The sequence below is a fragment of the Pseudomonas sp. CG7 genome, from assembly GCF_023701885.1.
In the GTDB taxonomy this organism is placed as follows: Bacteria; Pseudomonadota; Gammaproteobacteria; order Pseudomonadales; family Pseudomonadaceae; genus Aquipseudomonas; species Aquipseudomonas zanjanensis.
The window spans coordinates 24,644-48,164 of record NZ_JABAEE010000015.1 but is presented as its reverse complement, the minus strand read 5'-3'; the positions used below and the strand labels follow the sequence as shown (position 1 = coordinate 48,164).

Sequence of the window (23,521 nt, the reverse complement as noted above, 5' to 3'; positions counted from 1 at the left end):
CGTGTCGGCTGCTTTGGGCCTGCTACGCAGGCCAGCGGGAGCAAGCTCCCTCGCCACAAAAAGCGCCCTCACTTGTAGCAAGCTCCTTCCACAAAGGCCTTCATGCGATACCCATGACCACTCCACAGCCCTGCTACCACTGCGCCCTGCCCGTTCCCCCCGGCAGTCGCTTCACCGCCGTTGTCCTCGGTGAAACCCGCGAGCTGTGCTGCCCGGGCTGCCAGGCGGTGGCCGAAGCCATTGTCGCCGGCGGCCTGGAAAGTTATTACCAGCATCGCAGTGAAGCATCGGCCAATCCTGAAACCTTGCCCGTCCAGTTGACCGATGAACTGGCGCTGTACGATCGCCCTGACGTACAGCAATCATTCGTGCGCCATGAAGGCGAACTGGCCGAAACCACCCTGTTGATGGAAGGCATCAGTTGCGCCGCCTGCGGCTGGTTGATCGAAAAACAGCTGCGCAGCCTGCCGGCCGTGGCCGAGGCGCGGTTGAACCTGTCCAACCATCGCCTGCATGTGCGCTGGGCCGATGCCCAATTGCCGCTGAGCACGCTGCTCGCCGAATTGCGCCAGATCGGCTACGTAGCGCACCCGTACCAGGCCGACCAGGCCTGTGAACAACTCGCCGCACAAAACCGCCTGGCCCTGCGCCAATTGGGCGTGGCCGGCCTGTTGTGGTTCCAGGCGATGATGGCGACCATGGCCACCTGGCCGGAATTCAACATCGACCTGAGCCCGGAGATGCACACCATCCTGCGCTGGGTCGCCCTGTTTCTCACCACGCCCATCGTCTTCTACAGCTGTGCGCCGTTCTTCAAAGGTGCCATGCGCGACCTGCGCACCCGCCACCTGACCATGGACGTTTCGGTGTCCCTGGCCATCGGCAGCGCCTACATAGCGGGTATCTGGACATCGATCACCGGCGTCGGCGAGTTGTACTTCGATGCCGTGGGCATGTTCGCCCTGTTCCTGCTGGCCGGCCGTTACCTGGAGCGCCGGGCCCGGGAGCGCACGGCGGCCGCCACCGCCCAGCTGGTCAATCTGTTGCCGGCCTCGTGCCTGCGCCTGGCGGATGACGGCCAGAGCGAACGTATCCTGCTCAACGAATTGCGCACCGGCGACCGGGTGCTGGTACATCCCGGGGCGGTCCTGCCGGCCGATGGCAAGATCCTTGAGGGTCAATCCAGCATCGACGAATCGCTGCTGACCGGTGAATACCTGCCACAGCCTCGGCAAGTGGGCGATGCGGTCACCGCGGGCACGCTGAATGTCGAAGGCGCCTTGACCGTCGAAGTGCTGGCCCTCGGGCAAGACACCCGGCTGTCGGCCATCGTGCGTCTGCTGGAGCGGGCCCAGGCCGAAAAACCGCGACTGGCGGAAATCGCCGATCGCGCCGCCCAATGGTTCCTGTTGTTCTCCCTGGTCGCGGCTGCGGCCATCGGCTTGCTGTGGTGGCAACTGGACGCCTCGCGGGCCTTCTGGATCGTCCTGGCGATGCTGGTCGCTACCTGCCCCTGCGCGTTGTCCCTCGCCACGCCGACCGCCCTGACTGCGGCCACCGGCACCTTGCACAAACTTGGCCTGCTGCTGACGCGCGGCCATGTGCTGGAGGGCCTGAATCAGATCGACACGGTGATTTTCGACAAGACCGGCACCCTCACCGAAGGCCGCTTGGCCTTGCGCGCCATTCGGCCACTGGCGGGCCTCGACAGCGATCAGTGCCTGGGCTTGGCCGCGGCCTTGGAAAACCGCTCGGAACACCCCATCGCCCGGGCGTTTGGCCGCGCGCCGTTGGCCGCCGAGCAGGTGCACAGCACCCCGGGGCTGGGGCTGGAAGGCCAAGTGGCGGAACAGCGCCTGCGCATCGGCCAGCCCGGTTTTGTCTGCGAGCTGAGTGACGCCCCCGTACCGCAAATGCCGGAGGAAGCCGGGCAATGGCTGTTGCTGGGCGATGAGATCGGGCCGCTGGCCTGGTTCGTCCTCGATGACCGCTTGCGCGTCGATGCCCCGGCCCTGTTGGCGGCCTGCAAGGCACGAGGCTGGCGAACGCTGCTGCTGTCGGGCGACAGCTCACCGATGGTCGCCAGTGTCGCGGCCGAGCTGGGCATCGATGAGGCCCGCGGCGGCCTGCGTCCAGACGACAAGCTGGCGGTGTTGCAGCAGCTACACCAACAAGGCCGCAAGGTGTTGATGCTCGGCGATGGCGTGAACGATGTGCCGGTCCTGGCGGCGGCGGACATCAGTGTCGCCATGGGCTCGGCCACCGACCTGGCCAAGACCAGTGCCGACGCCGTGCTGCTGTCCAACCGCCTCGACGCCCTGGTCCACGCCTTCGCCCTGGCCCGACGCACGCGCCGGGTGATCGTCGAGAACCTGGTGTGGGCAGGGCTGTACAATGGCCTCATGTTGCCGTTCGCCGCCCTCGGCTGGATTACGCCGGTGTGGGCCGCGGTCGGCATGTCCATCAGTTCGTTGACCGTGGTGTTGAATGCCTTGAGGCTGACCCGCCAACCGAAGGCGCAGGTGTTCGCCGCCACGCCCGATACCCGTCCGCTGCCGGCCTGAGCCGCGCGGACATGGAGTTCCGACATGCCAGCTCTCTACGTGATGATTCCGGCCGCGCTGCTGATCGTGGCCATCGCCGTGTACATTTTTTTCTGGGCCGTGGACAGCGGCCAGTACGACGATCTCGACGGTCCGGCCCACAGCATTCTGTTCGACGCCCAGGACCCGAACCACAAGGCAGCGGTGGACGAAGCCAGTGGCGAGGCCCGCAAGCCGGACGACAAGGCCCCGCCCCATGCTTGACCTGGCGCCATTGCTGGTATCGGCGGTCATTCTTGGCCTGCTCGGTGGCGGCCATTGCCTGGGCATGTGCGGTGGCCTGATGGGCGCCCTCACCCTGGCGATCCCCAAGGAACAGCGCAGTCGGCGCTTTCGGTTACTGCTGGCGTACAACCTGGGGCGGATCCTGAGCTACGCCACCGCTGGGCTGCTGATCGGCCTGGCGGGATGGGCCGTGTCCAACAGCCCGGCCGCGATGATCATGCGGGTGCTGGCCGGCTTGCTGTTGATCGCCATGGGCCTGTACCTGGCGGGCTGGTGGAGCGGCCTGACCCGCATCGAAAGCGTGGGGCGTGGCTTGTGGCGGCACATCCAACCCGTCGCCAACCGCTTGCTGCCGGTGTCGAGCCTGCCCCGGGCCTTGCTGCTCGGCGCCCTGTGGGGCTGGCTGCCGTGCGGGCTGGTCTACAGCACCCTGCTCTGGTCCGCCAGCCAGGGCAATGCCTTGGACAGTGCCTTGCTGATGCTTGCCTTCGGCCTGGGCACCTGGCCGGTGCTGCTCGCCACCGGCCTGGCCGCCGAGCGCATCACCGCCCTGTTGCGCAAACGCAGCGTGCGGATGACCGGCGGGTTGTTGGTGATGGTCTTTGGCCTCTGGACACTGCCGGGGCCGCATCAGCATTGGCTCATGGGGCATTGATGATGTCAGTCCAGACAACTCAAAACCCTGTGGCGAGGGAGCTTGCTCCCGCTGGCCTGCGAAGCAGGCCCCAACACTCCTCAGGTAGAACGCATTAGCTGATATTGCGACTGCTGCGCAGCCGAGCGGGAGCAAGCTCCCTCGCCACGGTTTTTGAGTTGTCTGGACTAACATCATCGACAGCTCCGATGCGCCGTTGACGCAAATCAAAACAGCCTCGCCCACAGCCCCCTAGACTCGCCCCATGCCAGCCTATCCGGGGAACACCCGCATGCTCGACGCCATCCGTTGGGACTCAGACCTGATCCGCCGCTACGACCTGGCGGGACCACGCTACACCTCATACCCGATTGCGGCGCAGTTCGGCGGCCAGGTGGGCACCTTCGACCTGCTCCATGCCCTGCGTGACAGCCGCAAGGCCCGGCGGCCGCTGTCGCTGTATGTGCACGTACCGTTCTGCGCAAACATTTGCTACTACTGCGCCTGCAACAAGGTCATTACCAAGGACCGGGGCCGCGCCCCCGCCTACCTCCAACGCCTGGACCAGGAAGTCCAGCTGATCGGCTGCCACCTGGACCCGACCCAGCGCGTCGAACAATTGCACTTTGGCGGCGGCCCCCCGACGTTCCTCAGCCATGACGAACTGCGGCAATTGATGGCCTCGTTGCGCAAGCACCTGAACCTGCTGGACGACGAATCCGGCGACTACAGCATCGAGATCGATCCCCGGGAAGCCGAATGGTCGACCATGGGCTTGTTGCGTGAACTGGGTTTCAATCGGGTCAGCATCGGCCTGCAAGACCTGGACCCGGCCGTGCAACGCGCCGTCAATCGCCTGCAAAGCCTGGAAGAACCCCGCGCGGTGGTCGAGGCTGCCCGGACCTTGCAGTTCCGTTCGATCAACATCGACCTGATCTACGGGCTGCCCAAGCAGACTCCGGACAATTTCGCCCGCACCGTCGAAGAAGTGATCCACTTGCAACCGGACCGCCTCTCGGTGTTCAACTACGCCCACCTGCCGGAACGCTTCATGCCGCAGCGGCGCATCAACAGCCAGGACTTGCCAAACCCGGAGCAGAAGCTGGCGATGCTGCAAGGCACCATCGAACAGTTGACCGCCGCCGGCTACCGCTACGTCGGCATGGACCACTTCGCCCTGCCCGACGACGAGCTGGCCATCGCTCAGGAAGAGGCCACGTTGCAGCGCAATTTCCAGGGCTACACCACCCATGGCCATTGCGACCTGATCGGCCTCGGCGTGTCCGCCATCAGCCAGATCGGCGACCTGTACTGCCAGAACAGCAGTGACCTGAACCATTACCAGAACACCCTCGCCGACGGGCAACTGGCAACCAGTCGAGGACTGACCTGCACGGCCGACGATCGGTTGCGACGTGCGGTGATCCAGCAATTGATCTGCCATTTCCACCTGGCGTTCGCGGACATAGAGCACCGTTTCAATGTCGATTTTCGCGGTTACTTCGCGCCGCTGTGGCCGCAATTGCAGGCCATGGCCGAGGATGGGCTGATCGAGTTGGATGACACCCACATCCGGGTATTACCTGCTGGGCGCCTGCTGGTGCGATCCGTGTGCATGGTGTTCGATGCCTATTTGGAACAGCACAATCGCCAACGTTTCTCCCGGGTCATTTGAGCGCGACAATTTGACGAGTCAACCGCACTGGCCGGAGCGTCTGCTCTGGGGTACCCTTACGCCTTATGTGTGATTTCCCACAAGGATTTAAGAAATGTCCGAGCCAGTCAAACTGCGCGCCCACACCCAGGCCCATTGCAAGGATTGCAGCCTGGCCCCCCTCTGCCTTCCACTTTCGTTGAATCTGGAGGACATGGACGCGCTGGACGACATCGTCAAACGAGGCCGCCCGTTGAAAAAAGGTGAATTCCTGTTTCGCCAGGGCGACGCGTTCGATTCCGTCTATGCCGTGCGCTCGGGCGCCTTGAAAACCTTCAACTTGAGCGACGGCGGCGAAGAACAGCTCACCGGTTTCCACTTGCCCAGCGAACTGGTGGGCCTGTCGGGCATGGACACCGAGACCCATCCGGTCTCGGCCCAGGCGCTGGAAACCACCTCGGTGTGCGAAATCCCCTTCGATCGCCTGGACGAGCTGGCCATACAGCTGCCGCAACTGCGTCGCCAGTTGATGCGAGTCATGAGCCGGGAAATCCGTGACGATCAGCAGATGATGTTGCTGCTCTCGAAAAAAACCGCCGACGAGCGGATCGCCACGTTCCTGGTCAACCTCTCGGCACGCTTCCGCGCCCGCGGGTTCTCGGCCAACCAGTTCCGCCTGAGCATGTCGCGCAACGAAATCGGCAACTACCTGGGCCTGGCGGTGGAAACCGTGTCCCGGGTATTCACGCGTTTCCAGCAGAACGAGCTGATTGCCGCCGAAGGCAAGGAAATTCACATTCTCGACCCGATCCAGCTCTGCGCCCTGGCTGGCGGCTCGATCGACGGCTGATGAACCTGCGCGGCTGAGGGATTGGCCTCGCCGCGCTATACTGCCGCGTTTGCAGCCCTGCCAGGACACCTCGACGATGGTCTTTGACTCCTTCGACATCAAATCCCTGATCCGCCCCGTGATCGACTTCCCCAAGCCCGGCGTGATCTTTCGCGACATTACCCCACTGTTCCAATCCCCGACCGCCCTGCGCCTGGTCATGGACAGCTTTGCCCACCGCTATGTCGAGGCTGAGTTCACTCACATTGGCGCAATGGATGCTCGCGGCTTCCTGATCGGCTCGATCCTGGCCTATCAGTTGAACAAGCCACTGGTGTTGTTCCGCAAACAAGGCAAGCTGCCGGCCGACGTGCTGGCCGAGGGTTACCAGACCGAATACGGTGAAGCCTTCCTTGAAGTGCACGCCGACAGCCTGTGCGAAGGTGATTCAGTGGTGATGTTCGATGACCTGATCGCCACCGGCGGCACGCTGATCGCCGCCGCCAACCTGATCCGCCGCATGGGCGCCAAAGTCCACGAAGCCGCGGCGATCATTGACCTGCCGGAACTGCTCGGCTCCCAGCGTCTGGAAGACATGGGGATCCCGACGTTCTGCCTGACGCAGTTTTCCCTTAGCGAGAAATAATGGTCGAGTAAGCCTCCTGTGGGAGCGAGCTTGCTCGCGATAGCGATGGATCAGCCAATATCTATGCTGGCTGACACACTGTTATCGCGAGCAAGCTCGCTCCCACAGGGGTTATATGTTGTGGCTGTTACAAGGCGATCGGCTTACGCCCCGCAAACGAATGCGCCAGCGTCCCGCCGTCCACCAATTCCAGCTCCCCACCCAGCGGCACGCCGTGGGCGATACGGGAGGCGACCAAGCCTTTGTTGCTCAGCAATTGGGCGATGTAGTGGGCGGTGGCTTCGCCTTCGACCGTCGGATTCGTGGCGAGGATGACTTCCGTGAACGTGCCCGCCTCTTCGATCCGCGCGATCAACTGTGGGATGCCAATGGCTTCAGGCCCCAAGCCATCGAGCGGAGACAAATGGCCCTTGAGCACGAAATAACGGCCACGGAAACCGGTCTGCTCCACCGCATACACATCCATCGGCCCCTCCCCCACGCAGAGCAGGCTGTCGTCGCGACGCGGGTCGGCACATTGCGGGCAGAGGTCGTCTTCGGTGAGGGTGCGGCATAAACGGCAATGCCCTACGCCCTCCATGGCTTGGCTCAGGGCCTGGGCCAGGCGTGAACCGCCGCTGCGATCACGCTCAAGCAATTGCAACGCCATGCGCGGGGCAGTTTTCTGACCTACACCCGGCAACGTTCGCAGGGCATCGATCAGTTGGCGAATCAAAGGGCTGAAGCTCATGGAGGAAATGTCCGACATAACAACGAGACGCGGTTTATACCCGCGCCTCCGATTAGCGTCAAATACTCAATCCTGCGCGACCCGCACCACCAACTTGCCGAAGTTGCGCCCTTCCAACAGGCCGATAAACGCCTGTGGCGCATTTTCCAGGCCGTCGACCACGTCCTCGCGGAACTTGACCTTGCCATCGCGCACCCAAGGCGCCATGGCACTGACGAACTCCGGCTGACGGTCACCGTAGTCGTCAAACACAATAAACCCCTGGATCCGCACGCGCTTGGTCAGCAAGGTGCGCTGCAGTTGCGGCAAACGATCCGGACCACTCGGCGCCTGATGATCGTTATAGGCCGCGATCAGGCCACAAAGCGGGATTCGTGCCTTGGCGTTGAGCAACGGCACGACGGCATCGAAGACCTTGCCGCCGACGTTTTCGTAATAAATGTCGATGCCCTTGTCACAGGCCCGCGCCAATTCCTCGGCAAAATTGGCGCTCTTGTGATCGACACAGGCATCAAAGCCCAGCTCGTCGACCACCCGCAGGCCCATGATTTTTGCCACCTGGCCGACCACCGAGCCCACGGCACCCGAGGCTGCCGCGACCACCAGGGTTTCCCCGGCCTTGGGCTGGCCAATGTCCATCAGCCCCATGTAGGCGGTCAGGCCCGGCATGCCCAACACCCCCAGGGCCATCGACGGACTGGGTAGCCCGGAAGGAATGGGCATCACGTTGCGCCCGTCACTGATGCTGTGGGTTTGCCAACCCGTAGCGCCAACCACCAAATCGCCCTCATGGAATTTCGGGTGCGTCGAACGCTCCACGCGGCTGACAGCGCCGCCGGTCATCACCTCATCGATTTCCACCGGAGCAGCGTAGGAAGGCGCATCACTCATGCGCCCGCGCATGTAGGGGTCCAAGGACAGGAACAACGTCTTGAGCAGGATCTGTCCCTCTGCCAGATCCGGCAGTGTCACATGTTCAAGACGAAAATTTTCAGGGGTGGGCGCACCTTGGGGACGGGAGGCCAGGACAATGCGCTGGTTGGAAATCGATGACATGGAGGCGTCTCCTTGTTCGTTGAGCGGACACGTATAGGAAGCAGACCATTGCCGAGGGGGCGGCGTTCGATGTTTGTTCGGTTGGACCGCAGTGACCGCATCGCGAGCAAGCTCGCTCCCACAGTGGACTGTGGTGAATACAAGATTTGTGCTCACTCATGAACCCTGTGGGAGCGAGCTTGCTCGCGATAGCGGCCTGACATCCACCGAAGTATTTGGACCAGAAACAAAAATGCCAGGCGCGATGCCTGGCATTGTGTGTAGCCCATCCCGACCGGGATGGCGAATCAGAACGGCAGTTTCATGCCCGGCGGCAATTGCATGCCTGCCGTCATGCCGGACATCTTGTCCTGGCTGTTGGCTTCGATCTTGCGCACCGCGTCATTGACGGCGGCGGCGAACAGGGCTTCGAGCATTTCCTTGTCGTCTTCGCTCAGGCCTTCGACCACGCTTGGGTCGATGCTGACGCGCTTGATGTCATGGCGACCGGTCATGACCACGGTCACCATGTCGCCGCCGGACTTGCCGGTGACTTCGGCGTTGGCCAGTTCTTCCTGCATCTTGGCCATCTTTTCCTGCATCTGCTGCGCCTGCTTCATCAGGCCGGCCATGCCACCTTTCATCATGGGAATCACCTCGAAAGTACTTGGATAAACAACGCGCCCGGCCCGTTCGGCCCGGCGCCTTCAGTTATGAGCCCTGGGTGACCGGGGCCTCGACAGGTTCGATAGTATCGTGACGGACCACGGCGCCGAACTGTTGCATCATCTGTTGGATGAATGGATCGCCGTGGATCGACTCCTCGGCTTCGCGCTGACGGTCGGCACGACGGCGGGACGCGGCCTGGGCCGGGGTCTCCTGCTCGGGCTTGATCAGCTCGATGGTCAACGTCAGGTTACGCTGGTGGTACTGGTTCAGCGCATCGTTGAGGCGACGCTGCTGGGTCGCGTTGAACAGTGCACTGTGTGCCGGATCCAGGTGCAGCAGCCAGTGGTCGCCTTCCACGGCCATCAGCGTGCAGTTGGCGGCGATGCTGCCGGTCATGCCGCTGATCGGCAATTTAGGGAACAGTTCCAGCCATTGCAGCGCCAGGCCTGTGGCTGGCATCGCCGCCGGTTCGGGCTCGGGCTCCGGGGCCGGTTCAGCGGCGTGCTCGCTGGCCAGGTCATCCAGATAGCTATAGGCCGAATCCATGTCCGGCTCGATGTAGTCCTCGTCCAGCGGCGGCTCGTCGTCCAGGTCGATGCCCGGCGTGGCGACATCGACATCGGCCACCGTCGGCTCGGGCACCGGCGCGGCCACCCACTCTGGCGCATCGGGCACCACGCTGTCGGGCGTTGGCAGCGGCATTGGCGGCAACTCAGGCTGCTCGGCAACGGTTTCCAATACGGGCTCGACGACCGGCTGCTGGACAACTTCCGGCTCGACCGGGTCGTTCCACGGCAGGTCGATGACTTCTTCAACAACGGGCTCGGGCAGCGCCTCGACGACCGGTTCGGGTTCCGGCTCAGGCGTCGCGACAACAGGCGCCGGCATCGGCTGGGCGACAGGCACCACTGCGGCCGGAGCCGAAGCCACTGCCGGCGCAACGACAGGCGCGGCAGCCACTGGCTTGGCGGAATCAGCTGTGGCTTGGCTGATCCCCACTGGCTTTAGCGCTTGCCTCGGCGCATCCGCCGTGTCGGCTGGCCGGAACGCCAGCATTCGCAACAGGACCATTTCGAAGCCGCCGCGCGGATCCGGCGCCAGGGGCAGATCGCGCCGGCCGATCAGGCCCATCTGGTAATAGAACTGCACGTCTTCGGCCGGCAGCGCCTGGGCCAGGGCCAGTACGCGGTCACGGTCACCGTGGCCGTTGTCGACGCCTTCAGGCAGGGCCTGGGCGATGGCGACACGGTGCAGCACGTTGAGGATTTCCGAGAGCACGCCATTCCAGTCCGGGCCCTGCTCGGCCAGGTGACGCACCGCCTCGAGCAGCGCCTTGGCATCGCCTTCGATCAGCGCATGCAAGACGTCATAGACCTGGCCATGGTCGAGGGTGCCGAGCATGGCCCGGACATCGGCGGCCATGACCTTGCCTTCACCGAAGGCAATGGCCTGGTCAGTCAGGCTCATGGCGTCACGCATCGAACCATCGGCGGCGCGGCCCAGCAGCCACAGCGCATCGTCTTCGAACGGGACGTTCTCGACACCCAATACGTGGGTCAGGTGCTCGACCACCCTTTCCGGCGTCATGTTCTTCAGGGAGAACTGCAAGCACCGCGACAGAATCGTTGCAGGAAGTTTCTGCGGATCGGTGGTCGCCAGGATGAACTTGACGTAGGGCGGCGGTTCTTCAAGGGTCTTGAGCAGCGCATTGAAGGAATGGCTGGAGAGCATGTGCACTTCGTCGATCAGGTAGACCTTGAAGCGCCCACGGCTCGGGGCGTACTGCACGTTGTCGAGCAGTTCGCGGGTGTCCTCGACCTTGGTGCGGCTGGCGGCGTCGATCTCGATCAGGTCGACGAAGCGGCCCTCATCGATTTCCCGGCAGACCGAACACTCGCCGCAAGGCGTCGAGGTGATGCCGGTTTCACAGTTCAGGCACTTGGCGATGATCCGCGCGATGGTGGTCTTGCCCACGCCCCGGGTCCCGGTGAACAGGTAGGCATGGTGCAACCGCTGGCTGTCCAAGGCATTGATCAGAGCCTTGAGCACATGGGTCTGGCCGACCATTTCGCGGAACGAGCGCGGACGCCATTTACGTGCAAGAACCTGATAACTCATCGAAAACCGTCGCAACGAAGGAACATAAGCGGCTAATGCTAGCGGAGCAGGGGCGAAATTGCATCCGGTGTGCTCGTCTAATCTGACTAAGCTTGGGTTGTCGACGCAGTTTTACACAGTCAGGGAGAGTTTATGCGCTCAGCCATGGGGGCTTTGCTGTTGTTGGGTACCGGTTGTTTCGCCGAAGAAGTCCCTTTGCGTTTCGCCATTACCGACGGCTGGGCAATGCCCATGGTACAGATCGAACGAGGCCGCCCGATCCAGGGCATCCTTCCCGATATCATGACCAGCCTGGCGACCCAAGTGGGAAGGCCGGCGCAATTCCACGTCCTGTCCCGCGCCCGGCTCGACGCTGCCATGAAACACGGCGAAATCGATATACGTTGCTATGTCAGCCCTGACTGGGTGAAGGACAATGGCGATTATCTGTGGAGCATCCCGTTGTTTTTCCAGCGCGACCTGCTCGTCGCCCCGACCAGCGCACCGGCGACGGTCACGCCAGCAACGCTTTCGCACCAAGCCATCGGCACCGTGCTCGGCTATAGCTACCCGACCCTGCAACCCTTGTTCGACACCGGTCAACTGCACCGCGACGATGCCCGTAGCCAGGAACAAGTGCTGGCGAAACTGCTGGCCGGGCGTTATCGCTATGGGGTCACCAACCAATGGGCGCTGGACTGGTTCAATCAACGGCATGCCGCTGATCGCCAGCTCCATGAGGTGACTGTCCTGCAGGAACAGCAGTTGAGCTGTTACGTGCGCAACGATCCGGACATTCCCGCACAACGCATTCTGAGGACATTGCTGAACATGAAAACGTCCGGGGAAATCGACGCGATCATCCAGCTTTACACCGGCCGCAGTGAAACATCGCGGGGCAGGAGCGAGGTGCCTTCGCCCTGATCGCCGGGCCGCTGTTGCCATTGGGACGGCGGAATGAACCCCTGAACCCAGTCGGGTATCTGTTCGGGCGGCATGGGCCGGGCGATGAAATAACCTTGTGCCACCTCGCAGCCCAGGCTCAGCAGCAGTTGGCCGTGCTCCAGGCTGTCCAGCCCCTCGGCGACCACCTCGCGACCAAAGGCCCGGGCCAGGCCGATCACCGCTTCAGTCAGTGCCAGGTCGTCGCGGTCATCGAGGATGTCGCGGACAAAGGTCTTGTCGATCTTGATGGTTTGCGTGCGCAGGTGCTTGAGGTCGGTGAGCGAGCAGTAGCCCGTGCCAAAACCACCCAGGGAACACCCCACGCCCAGCGCCTGGCATGCCTGGAGGCAGGCGCTGACGTGGGCCAGGTGCTCCACGGCGACGGACTCGACAATCTGCAGGTCCAACAGCCGTGGCGGCACCGCCGGGTGCCGCTCCAACACCTGCCGCAGCCGCTCGACAAAATCCGCCCGCTGGAAATGCCGTGCCGAGATATTGATGCTCACTGGCCAGCCTTGCCCCACTTGCTGCCATTGCTGCAACTGGGTCAAGACCTGTTCCATGACCCACTCGCCGATCTCGACGATCAGGTCAGTCTCCTCCACCAAGGGCAGGAACTCCCGAGGCGGCACCAGGCCACGTTGCGGATGCTTCCAGCGCAGCAACGCCTCCAGGCCGACCACGGTGCCATGGCGCATGTTGACCTTGGGCTGGAAATGCAGCCGCAGCTCGTTATCGGCCAGTGCCTGGCGGACCCGTTCGACGGTCTGGTAAGTGGCCCGCACCTCCTTGTCCCGGGACACATCGAACAAGTGGAAACGATTGCGCCCACTTTGCTTGACCACATACATCGCCTGATCGGCGTGACGCAGCAGGGTCTCGGCGTCTTCGTTGTCCCACGGGAACAGCGTGACGCCAATACTGGCGAAGACCTTGATGTCCTTGCCATCAATGCCATACGGCATGGAGACGGCGATCAACACCCGGTTCAACGCGGCATGCAGTTCTTCCATTCCACGCACATGGCGCAGCACCAGCACGAACTCGTCCCCGCCCAGCCGCGCCACCACGTCCTCGCCACGCACGATGCTGCGCAGGCGCCTGGCAACCTCCACCAACAGCCGATCACCGCTGGCATGACCATAGCCGTCGTTGACGGCCTTGAAACCATCGAGATCGAGCATGCACACCGCCAGGGGCAGGTTCTCCGTGCGGGAAAATTCCAGGGCCTGGTCCAGCAGGTCCGACAGATAAGTGCGATTGGGCAGTCCGGTCAGCACATCGTGACCGACCCGCCATTGCAGCGAATGCAGCAAGCGACGCTTTTCACTGACGTCGAAGCGAATCGCCAGGTAGCGCTCGATTTGCCCGGTTTCATCGTCGATCACCGGCACCAGGGTGGTGTCGACCCAATGCAGCGTGCCGTCCTTGGCCCGGTTGCAGATTTCCCCTTTCCAGACCTGCCCCAAGGCAATGGTGCGCCACATGGCGCTGAAGAACTCGCCGGGGTGCTGAGCGGAATTGAGTAGGCGATGGTTCGCGCCCAGCAACTCATCGCGCCGGTAACCAAAAAGGCTGCAAAATTGATCGTTGACGTAAGTGATGCGCCCGCTCAGATCGGTCTCGGAAAAAATCGCGGCGGCGTCAACGGCCCTGCGGTACTTCTTATCCATCGAAGCAGTCATCCATGAGTCAGGCTCATTTGTCGCGCGCGGTTGCACCGCCTTCAAGACAGGCGAAAATCAACTAGGCTCAAACACTTTGAGGAAGCTGGAGCGCGGGCCCTGGCGGCGCCCAGGGAGGGCTCAGCCCTTGCCTTGTATCGTGGCAAGAAACACAAGGCCCGGTCTTTGCACACCCCTCGGCTTCGCAAAGCGGGTCACCAAATACCCGTGCCAAAGGCCGATTCTACGAAACACATCACACTTTGCAAAGCAAGGTGATGGATCACGCGGTTGCCTAAAGCGAAAATCTATCGTTAAGTTCTTGATTCTAAATGGGAATTAAGCGATGCAAATTTCAAGTTTGGGTCCGGCCATCAGACGCTACCGCAAAGTAGCGGGGCTTACTCAGGCTGAACTAGGCGAAAAAACCGGTTTTGACCCTAAAACCATCAGCCGCTTCGAAACCGGCACCTACACCCCCAGCGTCGAAGCCTTGTTCCTGCTTGCCAATGTGCTGGATGTGCAACTGAAGGCTTTTTTTGCCGACATGACCGATGAAGACGAACAGCGGGCGTACCTGTTCGGTGTCATACACAAAGCCACCCCGAAGGATCTTGGAAAGCTGATTGCGGCGGTCGACCAGGCCTTGTCCAAGCCTTGATGCAATGGAAGAGAAGCCTGGCCTGTCGATGCGAGACAGGCCAGGCTTCTCTTTGACACTCACTTGCCCTGTCCAGCAAAAACCTGGACAGCAGAAAGCACCGATCAGTATCGATCAGTGAAACAAAAAGAAATTTTGAATATGGCAAACCTTGCGAACGAAGGCTTGGGCGTTATGGAGGCAACCCCACCAGCCACACCCCGGCACACAATGTTCCCGCTGTGGCTGCTTCCTTCCGGATCTGACCAGGTTCACGGGTAATCGTTGCGGGGGGACCGATGGGGTCACCATAACGACGCCCGCCTGACGGCGAGCCGCGCCATTGTACCTATCTGGCAAGAAGTTACAACCGTTCGTGTCGGATTAAAAACTGAAGGCGTTCAAGCACTTGCCATGGGAGCAAAGCTTGCTCGCGATGACGTTGGCACATCGGGCATGGATGCAAGTTGATCCACCGCTTTCGCGAGCAGGCTCGCTCCCACGGGGTTCTGTGCCTGACGCAGGAGCTGTGGACAGCCGAGAGCCAGTGTGGGAGCGAGCTTGCTCGCGAAGGCGTCGGTACATTCGGCATCGATACAAGCTGACCGGTCGCTATCGCGAGCAAGCTCGCTCCCACAGGGGATCTGTGCCTCTACAACAGCACCTCATCCGCCCGACCGCCCTCCTCCTGGATCACCAGATGGATGAAGTGCAGCTTGGTAATGACGGCGGCCGGTACGACGAACGGGTAGAAGTCCGGTTGGCCCATGCTGCGGGACAGTTCGTTGAGCATGCCGGCCAGTTCGATCCAGGCGTTGACGAACGAAAGGAAAGCCGCGCCGCCTGCATGTTCGGCGTCGTACAAGGTCTCGGGCGGGAACGGCTGGTAGTCGAAATCCATCTCCCGAGCACTCATGCCAAAGCCCAGGGCAGTGTCCACCGCGTCCATCATGTGCAGGTAATGGGCCCAGGTTTCCGCCCAGTCCTCCCATGGGTGCATGGTGGCGTAGGCACTGACGTAGCGGCTTTGCCAATCCAGCGGCGCACCTTGCTGGTAATGCCGATCCAGGGCGTCGGCATAGCTGGCGCGCTCGTCGCCGAACAGTTCGCGAAAAGCCTCGAGCCAGTGGCTGTTGGCAATCAACCGGTCCCAGTAGTAGTGCCCCACCTCATGGCGAAAATGCCCGAGCAAGGTGCGATACGGTTCGTGCATCTGCTGGCGCACATGCTCGCGATGGGCATCGTCCGCCTCCTTGATGTCGAGGGTGATCAATCCGCTGGCGTGACCCGTGGTCGGCGGCGTGCCATCTGGATCGACGCCGATGAAATCGAACGCCAGGCCGATGTCTTCATTGACGGTTTTCGGGATGACCGGCAAGCCGAAGGTGATCAGTTGCGCGACCAGTCGACGCTTGGCGGTCTCGACCTTGCGCCAACGTTCAGGATTTTCCGGAATCGACAGGTCGGGAATGGTGCGATTCAGGCTACAGGCGATGCACAGGGTATCGTGGCCATTGTCCGGCAGCAGCCAATTGCAGGCCGCCGGGGTGTCGAGGTTGGCGCAACGGCGAAACAGCCCCGCGTGCGGATCGGCATCCAGCGTCCAGGTGTCGGGTTGCTCACCGGGTTGCAGGGAGGACAGGCGGCTCCGCTCAGGCTGATAACCCAGCGCCGCCAGACAGGCCAGGCACTGGCTGTTGCGAAAGAACAATGACTGGCCGCAGCGGCACGGCCAGACCTTGCTGTTACGTGACCGATCACCCAGGAACGGCGCAGCGATGCGTGAGCTCAGCTGTTCGAAGAAGCGGTACATGGCGATCTCTCCCTGGAGCCTGCAAGACTAGATCACCTTACGCTCATGATCGTTCCAACGCGTTGCGTCATAGCGCCGATCAACCGTGGCGAGGGAGCTTGCTCCCGCTGGGTGGCGCAGCCGTCGCAAAAACCGGCTCATGGGGTCTACCAGGAGAATTGCGTCGCCCCGATTGGGGCGGCTGCGCCACCCAGCGGGAGCACGCTCCCTCGCCACAAAAAGCCTAGCCCCCCTCAGAGGGCGATGCCATGCCGTGTCAGGAAATCGACAAAGGCTTGTTCGTCGAGCACCTTGAGCCCCAGCTCGTTGGCCTTGGTCAACTTCGAACCAGCACCCGGCCCGGCGACCACGCAGTGGGTTTTCGCCGACACGGACCCCGCGACCTTCGCCCCCAGGCTCTCCAACTTATCCTTGGCGACGTCACGGCTCATCAGTTCCAGCGAACCGGTCAGCACCCAGGTGTGCCCCGCCTCGGGCAAGCCTTCGACGACCTTCTTCTCGCTCTGCCAGTGCATGCCAAAGTCGCGCAACTGCTGCTCCGCCGCTTCGGCCTGCTGACGGTTGGCGGCGATGGCAAAGAACTCGCGCACGGCATTGGCCTGTTTTTCCGGCAGGGCCTGGCGCATGTCCAGCCAGTCGGCGTTCATGACCGCTTCGAGCGAGCCGAACTTGTCCGCCAGCTTCTGCGCCCCACCCGGCCCCACCGAGGGAATGTGCAACTTGTCGAGAAAGCCGCCCAGGGTCGTACTGGCGGAGAATTCGGCGCCCAACTCGCCCTGGTCCTGAATCTCCAGACCATGGCGCAACAGGTCCTTGATCACCTGGCGGTTGTGCGGGTCTTCGAAGAAGCTGTGGATCTCGTGGGCGACTTCCAGGCCGACATCAGGCAAGTACGTGAGCACTTGGGGCAACGCCGCCTGCACACGCTCCAGCGAACCGAGGGAGCGGGCCAGGACCTTGGCGGTCTCCTCGCCCACGTCCGGGATGCCCAGGGCATAGATGAAACGCGCCAGGCTCGGCTGCTTGCTGTCGACGATGGCGGCCAGCAGGTTCTTGCTCGACAGTTCGGCGAAGCCTTCCAGGTCGACCACCTGCTCGAAGGTCAGCGCATACAGGTCGGCAGGCGACCCCACCAGGCCCTCATCCACCAGTTGCTCGACGCTCTTCTCGCCCAAGCCTTCGATGTCCATGGCCCGACGCGAGACGAAATGGATGATCGCCTGCTTGAGCTGCGCGCCACAGGCCAGGCGACCGACGCAGCGGTAAACCGCGCCTTCGCTGACGGTTTCGCGGCCCTTGCTGCGCTTGATCAGCTGCGTGCGCTCGACGTGGGAGCCGCAGACCGGGCATTGCTGGGGCACTTCCACCGGGCGGGCGTTTTCCGGACGGCGCTCGGTGACGACCTGAACCACCTGCGGGATCACGTCCCCGGCACGGCGGATGATCACCGTATCGCCGATCATCACGCCCAGGCGCGCCACTTCGTCCATGTTGTGCAACGTCGCGTTGGCCACGGTTACGCCGGCGACTTTCACCGGCTTGAGACGGGCCACCGGAGTCACCGCGCCGGTACGGCCGACCTGGAACTCGACGTCCAGCAACTCGGTGAGTTCTTCGGTGGCGGGAAACTTGTGGGCAATGGCCCAGCGCGGTTCCCGGGCACGGAAACCAAGCTCGCGCTGGGAAGCGATGCTGTTGACCTTGAACACGACACCGTCGATCTCATAGGGCAACGCGTTGCGCCGCTCGCCGATGTCACGGTAGTAATCCAGGCATTCGTCGACGCCGTGGGCCAGCTTCAACTCACGGCTGATGGGCATGCCCCACGCCTTGAGTTGCTTGAGGTTGCCAATATGGGTGTCGGCGATGTCCGCCGTCACCTGGCCAATGCCATAGCAACAGAACTCAAGGGGACGGTTGGCCGTGATCCTGGAGTCAAGCTGACGCAGGCTGCCGGCCGCCGCGTTGCGCGGGTTGGCAAACGTCTTGCCGCCCGCCTCCAGTTGCGTGGCGTTGAGGCGCTCGAAGCCGGCCTTGGACATGTACACCTCGCCGCGCACTTCCAGCAGCGGCGGCCAGCCACTGCCCTGCAACTTGAGGGGAATGTTGCGCACGGTGCGTACGTTGACGCTGATGTCCTCGCCCGTGGTGCCGTCACCGCGGGTGGCGCCGCGCACCAGCATGCCGTCCTGGTACAACAGGCTGACCGCCAGGCCATCGAGCTTCGGTTCGCAGCTGTACTCCACTGCCGCGCCACCGCCCAGCAAATCGCCCATGGGCAGGTCGAGGCCTTCCGTCACCCGGCGGTCGAATTCGCGCAGGGTAGTTTCGTCGAAAGCGTTGCCCAGGCTGAGCATCGGGATCTCGTGACGCACCTGGCTGAACGCCGACAGCGCCACGCTGCCGACCCGCTGGGTCGGGGAATCGCTGGTGACAAGTGAAGGGTGCTGCTCTTCCAGGGCCTTGAGCTCGTGGAACAGGCGGTCGTACTCGGCGTCCGGGATGGTGGGTTCGTCGAGGACGTGGTAGCGGTAGTTGTGCTGATCCAGCTCGGTGCGCAGCTCTAGGATGCGGGTTTCGACGGCGTTCATGGGTGTTCTCTCATAAAGCAAAAGAGCAGCCTGGGCTGCTCATTCTTTTTAAACCTTTTGGGGGGCTTCGCCCCCGGCGGGAGCAAGCTCCCTCGCCACAAAAGCTCTCCTGCCACAAAAAGCTCTCTGGTCAGGGAGAGCCTGTGTCATTGATCAGCGCTTCTGGGTCAGCGCCCGGCGCTCGAATTCGACGATGCGCTGGCGGTAGTGCTCGATGGTCTGGGCGGTCAGCACGCTGCGCTGGTCGTCCTTCAGTTCGCCGTTGAGCTCCTGGGACAATTTGCGAGCGGCGGCCACCATCACGTCGAATGCCTGCTTGGGATGACGCGGGCCCGGCAGGCCAAGGAAGAAGCTCACCGCCGGCGTGCTGAAATGATCGATGTCGTCGAGGTCGAACACGCCAGGCTTGACCGCGTTGGCCATGGAGAACAGCACCTCGCCGTTACCGGCCATGCTTTCGTGACGGTGGAAAATGTCCATTTCGCCAAAACGCAGGCCGCTTTCGAGGATGTTCTGTAGCAACGCCGGGCCCTTGAAGCCGGCCGGGTCGCGGCAGATCACGCTGATCACCAGCACTTCTTCAGCCTGGGCCTGGTCCTTGTCGGCGCTCGGGGCCTTGTTTTCGTCCGGGAAGTCGCCGTCGCGACTGCTGAAGCTCGGCCCGCCATCCAGGTCGAGGTTCAGGTTCAAAACACCCTGGGACGGCTCGCTGTTGCGCTTGCCACGCTTGGAACCCGACTCCCGTGGCTCACGGGCAGGCGCGCTCATCGACGGCAAGTCATGCTCGTCCAGCTGCGGCTCCTTGTGGGCGTCCAGCACCCGCGGCGGACCCAGCAGCTCGGCGCTATCATCCTCATCGGGCAGGTTCGACAGGCTGCGATCCAGGCGAAACTTCAGTTTCCCCTTGCCGCCGCGCATGCGACGCCAGCCGTCGAAAAGAATACCGGCAATGACAATGATGCCGATGACGATCAGCCACTCGCGCAGACCGATTTCCATGTAATCCCGTGCCTCTATAAAAATGCTGAAAAATAAGGGGCTTAGCTATTTGCAAACCGCTTTAAAACGTGGCGCCAACTCTATGTTCTGAATGGCGTTTTGCCCACGCATACGAAAAATTGACATTAAACTAGCACGACCAAAGATAACTTTACACCGTCTGTCGCATAGGCTTGTGCCCAATCTGTGAATTGAACATCAGCCCCAGGGGTAAAAAATACCTGCAGCGTTCGAAGGTGAAGCCCTACAAGCCGTTGTTCAGGCATCCACCATGGCCATGGCCTCCTCCACATCCACCGCCACCAGTCGCGAACAGCCCGGCTCGTGCATCGTCACCCCCATCAACTGATCGGCCATTTCCATGGCGATCTTGTTGTGGGTGATGTAGATGAACTGCACCGTTTCAGACATTTCTTTCACCAGCCGTGCGTAACGGCCTACGTTGGCGTCGTCCAGTGGCGCGTCGACCTCGTCGAGCATGCAGAACGGCGCCGGGTTCAATTTGAAGATGGCAAAGACCAGGGCCAGCGCGGTCAGCGCCTTTTCGCCACCGGAGAGCAAATGGATGGTGCTGTTCTTCTTGCCAGGAGGACGCGCCATGATTGTCACCCCTGTATCGAGTAAATCTTCGCCCGTCAGTTCCAAGTAGGCGCTGCCGCCACCGAAAACTTTTGGAAAAAGGGCCTGCAAACCGCCGTTGATCTGATCAAAGGTATCCTTGAAGCGGTTGCGGGTTTCCTTGTCGATCTTGCGGATGACGTTTTCCAGGGTCTCCAGCGCCTCCACCAAGTCGTCGTTCTGAGCGTCCAGGTAGCGCTTGCGCTCGGCCTGCTGCTGGTACTCGTCGATGGCCGCCAGGGTGATGGCCCCCAGGCGCTGGATGCGCTGGGCAATGCGCTCCAACTCCTCCTCGGCGTCCTTCTCGTTCGCCCCGGCCCCCAGGGTAGCGAGCACGCCGTCGAGGTCGTAGCCGTCTTCCAGCAACTGGTCCTGCAAGGCTTTGCGCCGCACCGTCAGGGCTTGCCATTCCATGCGCTGCTGTTCCATCTGGCCACGGATCAGTTGCGATTGCTGCTCGGCCTGGCTGCGGCGCTTTTCGGCGTCGCGCAGTTCACGGTCGGCGTCCTCCAAGGCGATTTGCGCGGTCTTGAGCTCCTCGTCGACACTCATGCGCTTGTCGAGCAACTCTTCAAGCTTGAGGCGCAGCTCTTCCAGCGGCGCTTCGCCCTCCTCCAGATTGAGGCTCAACTGCTCGCGTTTTTCGGTCAGGCGTTCGGACTGCATTTCCAGCCGTTCCAAGGCCTGGCGCGTGGAATCGTGCTGGGCTCTGAGCGAGCCCAGGCGCACCGCCAATTGATGGGCGTGGTCCTTGTGCTGGCGTGCTTCCTGGCGCACCCGGTCCAGACGCTCGCGCAAGCTGTCACGCAGGGCCAGCAACAGTTCGCGCTGCTCGGTGTCCAGCGCCATGGCATCGAGGGCTTCTTGCAATTGCAAGCGCGCTTCGCCGATCTGCTCGTGCTCTAACGCCCGCTGCTCACCCAGCTCGGCGATTTCTTCTTCCAGGCGGGTGCGGCGCAGCGCCAGTTGCTCGACCTTGGCCTTGCCGGCCGACAACTGCGCCTTGAGCTCGCCTTGCTGGCGCGCTTCATCCTGCAATAGTCGCCGCAGATGTTCGCGGCCGTTTTCCTGTTGACGCTGTTGCGCCCGCAGGTTTTGCAATTCGGTTTCCAGGGCCTCGACGCTGGCTTCGCGCTCTTCGCGCTCGGCGCCCAGGCGCTGGATTTCCTGGCCGCGGGCGAGCATGCCGCTCTCGGCTTCGCTGGCCCGGCGCACCCGCAGAAAATGCCGGCCAACCCAATACCCGTCACGACTGATCAAGCTTTCGCCGGCTGCCAATTGTCCACGCAGGGCCAAGGCCTGCTCAAGGCTGTCCACTGGCTTGACCTGCCCGAGCCAGGGCGACAGGTCGACCTGGGCCTCGACCTTATCGAGCAAGCTGCCGGGAATTCGCACGCCATCGCCGGCAGGGCTGAGCAGACGCAGATCGCCTTGAGTAAAGCCCGACAGGTCGAAGCCAGCGAAATCATCCACCAGCACCGCTTGCAGGTCGGCGCCGAGCACGGTTTCCACCGCCAGTTCCCAGCCAGCATCGACCTTCAGGCCCTCGGCCAGTCGTGGGCGCTCGGCCAACTGCTGGTCGCGCAGCCATTCAGCCGTACCCGTGCCTGGGTCCAGCGCCGCTTGCTGCAAGGCCTCCAGCGAGGCCAGCCGCCCATTGAGCCGCTGCAATTCGCCCTGGGCCTGTTGCTGGTTCTGCAAGGCCAGTTGCAAGGCTTGGCGCAGTTGTTCAAGGCGCTCGACCTGGGCATCTTCGCTGGCCTGCAGGTCTTCGAGGGTGGCTTCGCTGGTCGCCAGTTGCTCGCTCAGTTCCAGAATCGCGGCGTCTTCCGGATCCGCGGCGAGCAAGGCGCGCTCTTCGGACAGGCGGCGCTGGCGTTCGGCCAGGCGCTCCATGCTGGTTTCCAACTGCAGGATGCGCGACTGCTGGACTTCTGCCTGGCGCCGCGGCTCGGCCGACGTCAGGTTGAAACTGTCCCACTGCTCTTGCCAGCCATGCATGGTCAGCTCGGCTTCTTCCAGGGCTGCGGCGGCCTCTTCGGCGGCGGCGCTGGTGATTTCCTGCTCCGGCGTCAGCCTGTCCAGCTCTTCGCCGAGGGTCAACAGCAGCGTGCGGTCATGACCCAGGTGCGATTCGGTTTCCAGGCGCGCCCGCTCGGCTTCCTTCAAGTCGTCCTGCAACTGCCGCAGCCGCTGCTGACCATGCTGGATGCTCTGCTCGACCCGGGCGATGTCGCCCCCCACGGAATAGAAGCGCCCTTGCACCAGATTGAAGCGCTCGGACAAGTCATGGTGGCCGTCGCGCAGCCGCTCGATGGCCGCGTCAGCGTTGCGCTGCTCGGCCACCAAAGCTTCGAAGCTGATTTCCTGGTTGCCAATGATCGCTTCGCGCTGGCCGACCTGCTCGTTCAGCGCCTGCCAGCGCAAAGCCGACAGTTGGGCCTTGAGCTGGCGCTCCTCGCCCTTGTATTCCTGGTACTTCTTCGCGGCCTCGGCCTGACGGTGCAGACGTTCGAGCTGGCGTTCGAGTTCTTCGCGCAGGTCGGTCAGGCGCGCCAGGTTTTCGTGGGTGCGACGAATGCGGTTTTCGGTCTCGCGCCGGCGCTCCTTGTATTTGGAAATGCCGGCGGCCTCTTCGAGGAAGTTGCGCAGGTCTTCGGGCTTGGCCTCGATCAGCTTGGAGATCATCCCCTGCTCGATGATCGAGTAGCTGCGCGGGCCCAGGCCGGTGCCAAGGAAAATATCGGTGATGTCCCGGCGACGGCACTTGGCGCCGTTGAGGAAATAGCTGTTCTGGCTGTCGCGGGTCACTTTGCGACGAATGGAGATTTCCGCATAGGCCGCGTACTCGCCCACCAGGGTGCCGTCGGAGTTATCGAACACCAGCTCGATGCTGGCCTGGCTCACCGGCTTGCGACTGGTGGAGCCGTTGAAGATGACGTCGGTCATCGACTCGCCGCGCAGGTTCTTGGCCGAGCTTTCGCCCATCACCCAGCGCACGGCGTCGATGATGTTCGACTTGCCGCAACCATTGGGCCCGACCACCGCCGCCATGTTACTGGGGAAGTTCACCGTGGTCGGGTCGACGAAGGATTTGAACCCCGCCAACTTGATGCACTTGAGCCGCAC

At 62.6% G+C, this 23,521-nt stretch carries 17 protein-coding genes and 1 other RNA gene; 8 read left to right on the top strand and 10 right to left on the bottom strand.

Translation table 11 applies throughout. The features are described 5' to 3' along the window. The first annotated feature begins 113 nt into the window (after positions 1–113). The 6 genes from HGO40_RS08815 (at position 114) to HGO40_RS08790 (ending at position 6,591) form a co-directional block, all read left to right on the top strand. Entirely contained in the window at positions 114–2,564 is a 2,451-nt protein-coding gene (locus HGO40_RS08815) for a heavy metal translocating P-type ATPase (RefSeq protein WP_250962676.1), read from the top strand. A gap of 24 nt (positions 2,565–2,588) precedes the next feature. After that, entirely contained in the window at positions 2,589–2,807 is a 219-nt protein-coding gene (ccoS, locus tag HGO40_RS08810; RefSeq protein WP_250962675.1) for a cbb3-type cytochrome oxidase assembly protein CcoS, read from the top strand. Beyond that, complete coding sequence (locus HGO40_RS08805) at positions 2,800–3,483, top strand: sulfite exporter TauE/SafE family protein (protein WP_250962674.1); 684 nt, start codon at positions 2,800–2,802, stop codon at positions 3,481–3,483. The genes ccoS and HGO40_RS08805 overlap by 8 nt, the downstream gene beginning before the upstream one ends. A gap of 271 nt (positions 3,484–3,754) precedes the next feature. Further along, entirely contained in the window at positions 3,755–5,137 is a 1,383-nt protein-coding gene (gene hemN, locus HGO40_RS08800; protein ID WP_250962673.1) for an oxygen-independent coproporphyrinogen III oxidase, read from the top strand. A gap of 94 nt (positions 5,138–5,231) precedes the next feature. Continuing rightward, positions 5,232–5,966 (top strand): fumarate/nitrate reduction transcriptional regulator Fnr, encoded by a 735-nt coding sequence (fnr, locus tag HGO40_RS08795; RefSeq protein WP_250962672.1) that lies wholly within the window; start codon positions 5,232–5,234, stop codon positions 5,964–5,966. A 76-nt stretch (positions 5,967–6,042) separates the two neighbouring features. Next, a complete protein-coding gene (locus HGO40_RS08790) occupies positions 6,043–6,591 on the top strand; it encodes an adenine phosphoribosyltransferase (protein WP_003183509.1) in 549 nt (182 codons plus the stop codon). A 127-nt stretch (positions 6,592–6,718) separates the two neighbouring features. On the opposite strand, the gene recR is transcribed toward HGO40_RS08790, so the two are convergent. The 4 genes from recR to dnaX all read right to left on the bottom strand — a co-directional run bounded on the left by recR (position 6,719) and on the right by dnaX (position 11,143). Beyond that, a complete protein-coding gene (recR, locus tag HGO40_RS08785; protein ID WP_250962671.1) occupies positions 6,719–7,321 on the bottom strand; it encodes a recombination mediator RecR in 603 nt (200 codons plus the stop codon). A gap of 66 nt (positions 7,322–7,387) precedes the next feature. Further along, entirely contained in the window at positions 7,388–8,377 is a 990-nt protein-coding gene (gene curA, locus HGO40_RS08780; RefSeq protein WP_250962670.1) for an NADPH-dependent curcumin/dihydrocurcumin reductase, read from the bottom strand. A 287-nt stretch (positions 8,378–8,664) separates the two neighbouring features. Further along, positions 8,665–9,003, bottom strand: coding sequence for a YbaB/EbfC family nucleoid-associated protein (locus HGO40_RS08775; protein WP_003183512.1), 339 nt, complete (start codon positions 9,001–9,003; stop codon positions 8,665–8,667). A gap of 64 nt (positions 9,004–9,067) precedes the next feature. Continuing rightward, entirely contained in the window at positions 9,068–11,143 is a 2,076-nt protein-coding gene (gene dnaX, locus HGO40_RS08770) for a DNA polymerase III subunit gamma/tau (protein ID WP_250962669.1), read from the bottom strand. A 132-nt stretch (positions 11,144–11,275) separates the two neighbouring features. Here dnaX and HGO40_RS08765 point away from each other — a divergent pair, with 132 nt between their 5' ends. Continuing rightward, entirely contained in the window at positions 11,276–12,046 is a 771-nt protein-coding gene (locus HGO40_RS08765; RefSeq protein WP_250962668.1) for a substrate-binding periplasmic protein, read from the top strand. On the opposite strand, the gene HGO40_RS08760 is transcribed toward HGO40_RS08765, so the two are convergent. Further along, positions 11,992–13,740 (bottom strand): putative bifunctional diguanylate cyclase/phosphodiesterase, encoded by a 1,749-nt coding sequence (locus HGO40_RS08760; RefSeq protein ID WP_250962667.1) that lies wholly within the window; start codon positions 13,738–13,740, stop codon positions 11,992–11,994. The genes HGO40_RS08765 and HGO40_RS08760 overlap by 55 nt on opposite strands. Positions 13,741–14,077: 337 nt before the next feature. Between HGO40_RS08760 and HGO40_RS08755 the strand changes: the two genes are divergently transcribed. Continuing rightward, positions 14,078–14,392: a helix-turn-helix domain-containing protein gene (locus tag HGO40_RS08755; RefSeq protein ID WP_186705257.1), complete on the top strand. Its 315-nt coding sequence runs from the start codon at positions 14,078–14,080 to the stop codon at positions 14,390–14,392. A 184-nt stretch (positions 14,393–14,576) separates the two neighbouring features. Here HGO40_RS08755 and ffs read toward each other — a convergent pair. The 5 genes from ffs to smc form a co-directional block, all read right to left on the bottom strand. Continuing rightward, an RNA gene (ffs, locus tag HGO40_RS08750) (signal recognition particle sRNA small type) lies at positions 14,577–14,673 on the bottom strand. Between the two features lie 350 nt (positions 14,674–15,023). After that, the gene (locus tag HGO40_RS08745; protein ID WP_250962666.1) at positions 15,024–16,184 is read right to left on the bottom strand and encodes a zinc-binding metallopeptidase family protein; all 1,161 of its coding nucleotides are present in this window, start codon (positions 16,182–16,184) and stop codon (positions 15,024–15,026) included. A 233-nt stretch (positions 16,185–16,417) separates the two neighbouring features. Then, complete coding sequence (gene ligA / locus HGO40_RS08740) at positions 16,418–18,775, bottom strand: NAD-dependent DNA ligase LigA (RefSeq protein WP_250962665.1); 2,358 nt, start codon at positions 18,773–18,775, stop codon at positions 16,418–16,420. Between the two features lie 153 nt (positions 18,776–18,928). After that, the gene (gene zipA, locus HGO40_RS08735; protein ID WP_250962664.1) at positions 18,929–19,774 is read right to left on the bottom strand and encodes a cell division protein ZipA; all 846 of its coding nucleotides are present in this window, start codon (positions 19,772–19,774) and stop codon (positions 18,929–18,931) included. 258 nt (positions 19,775–20,032) lie between these two features. Then, positions 20,033–23,521 (bottom strand): chromosome segregation protein SMC, encoded by a 3,489-nt coding sequence (gene smc / locus HGO40_RS08730; protein WP_250962663.1) that lies wholly within the window; start codon positions 23,519–23,521, stop codon positions 20,033–20,035.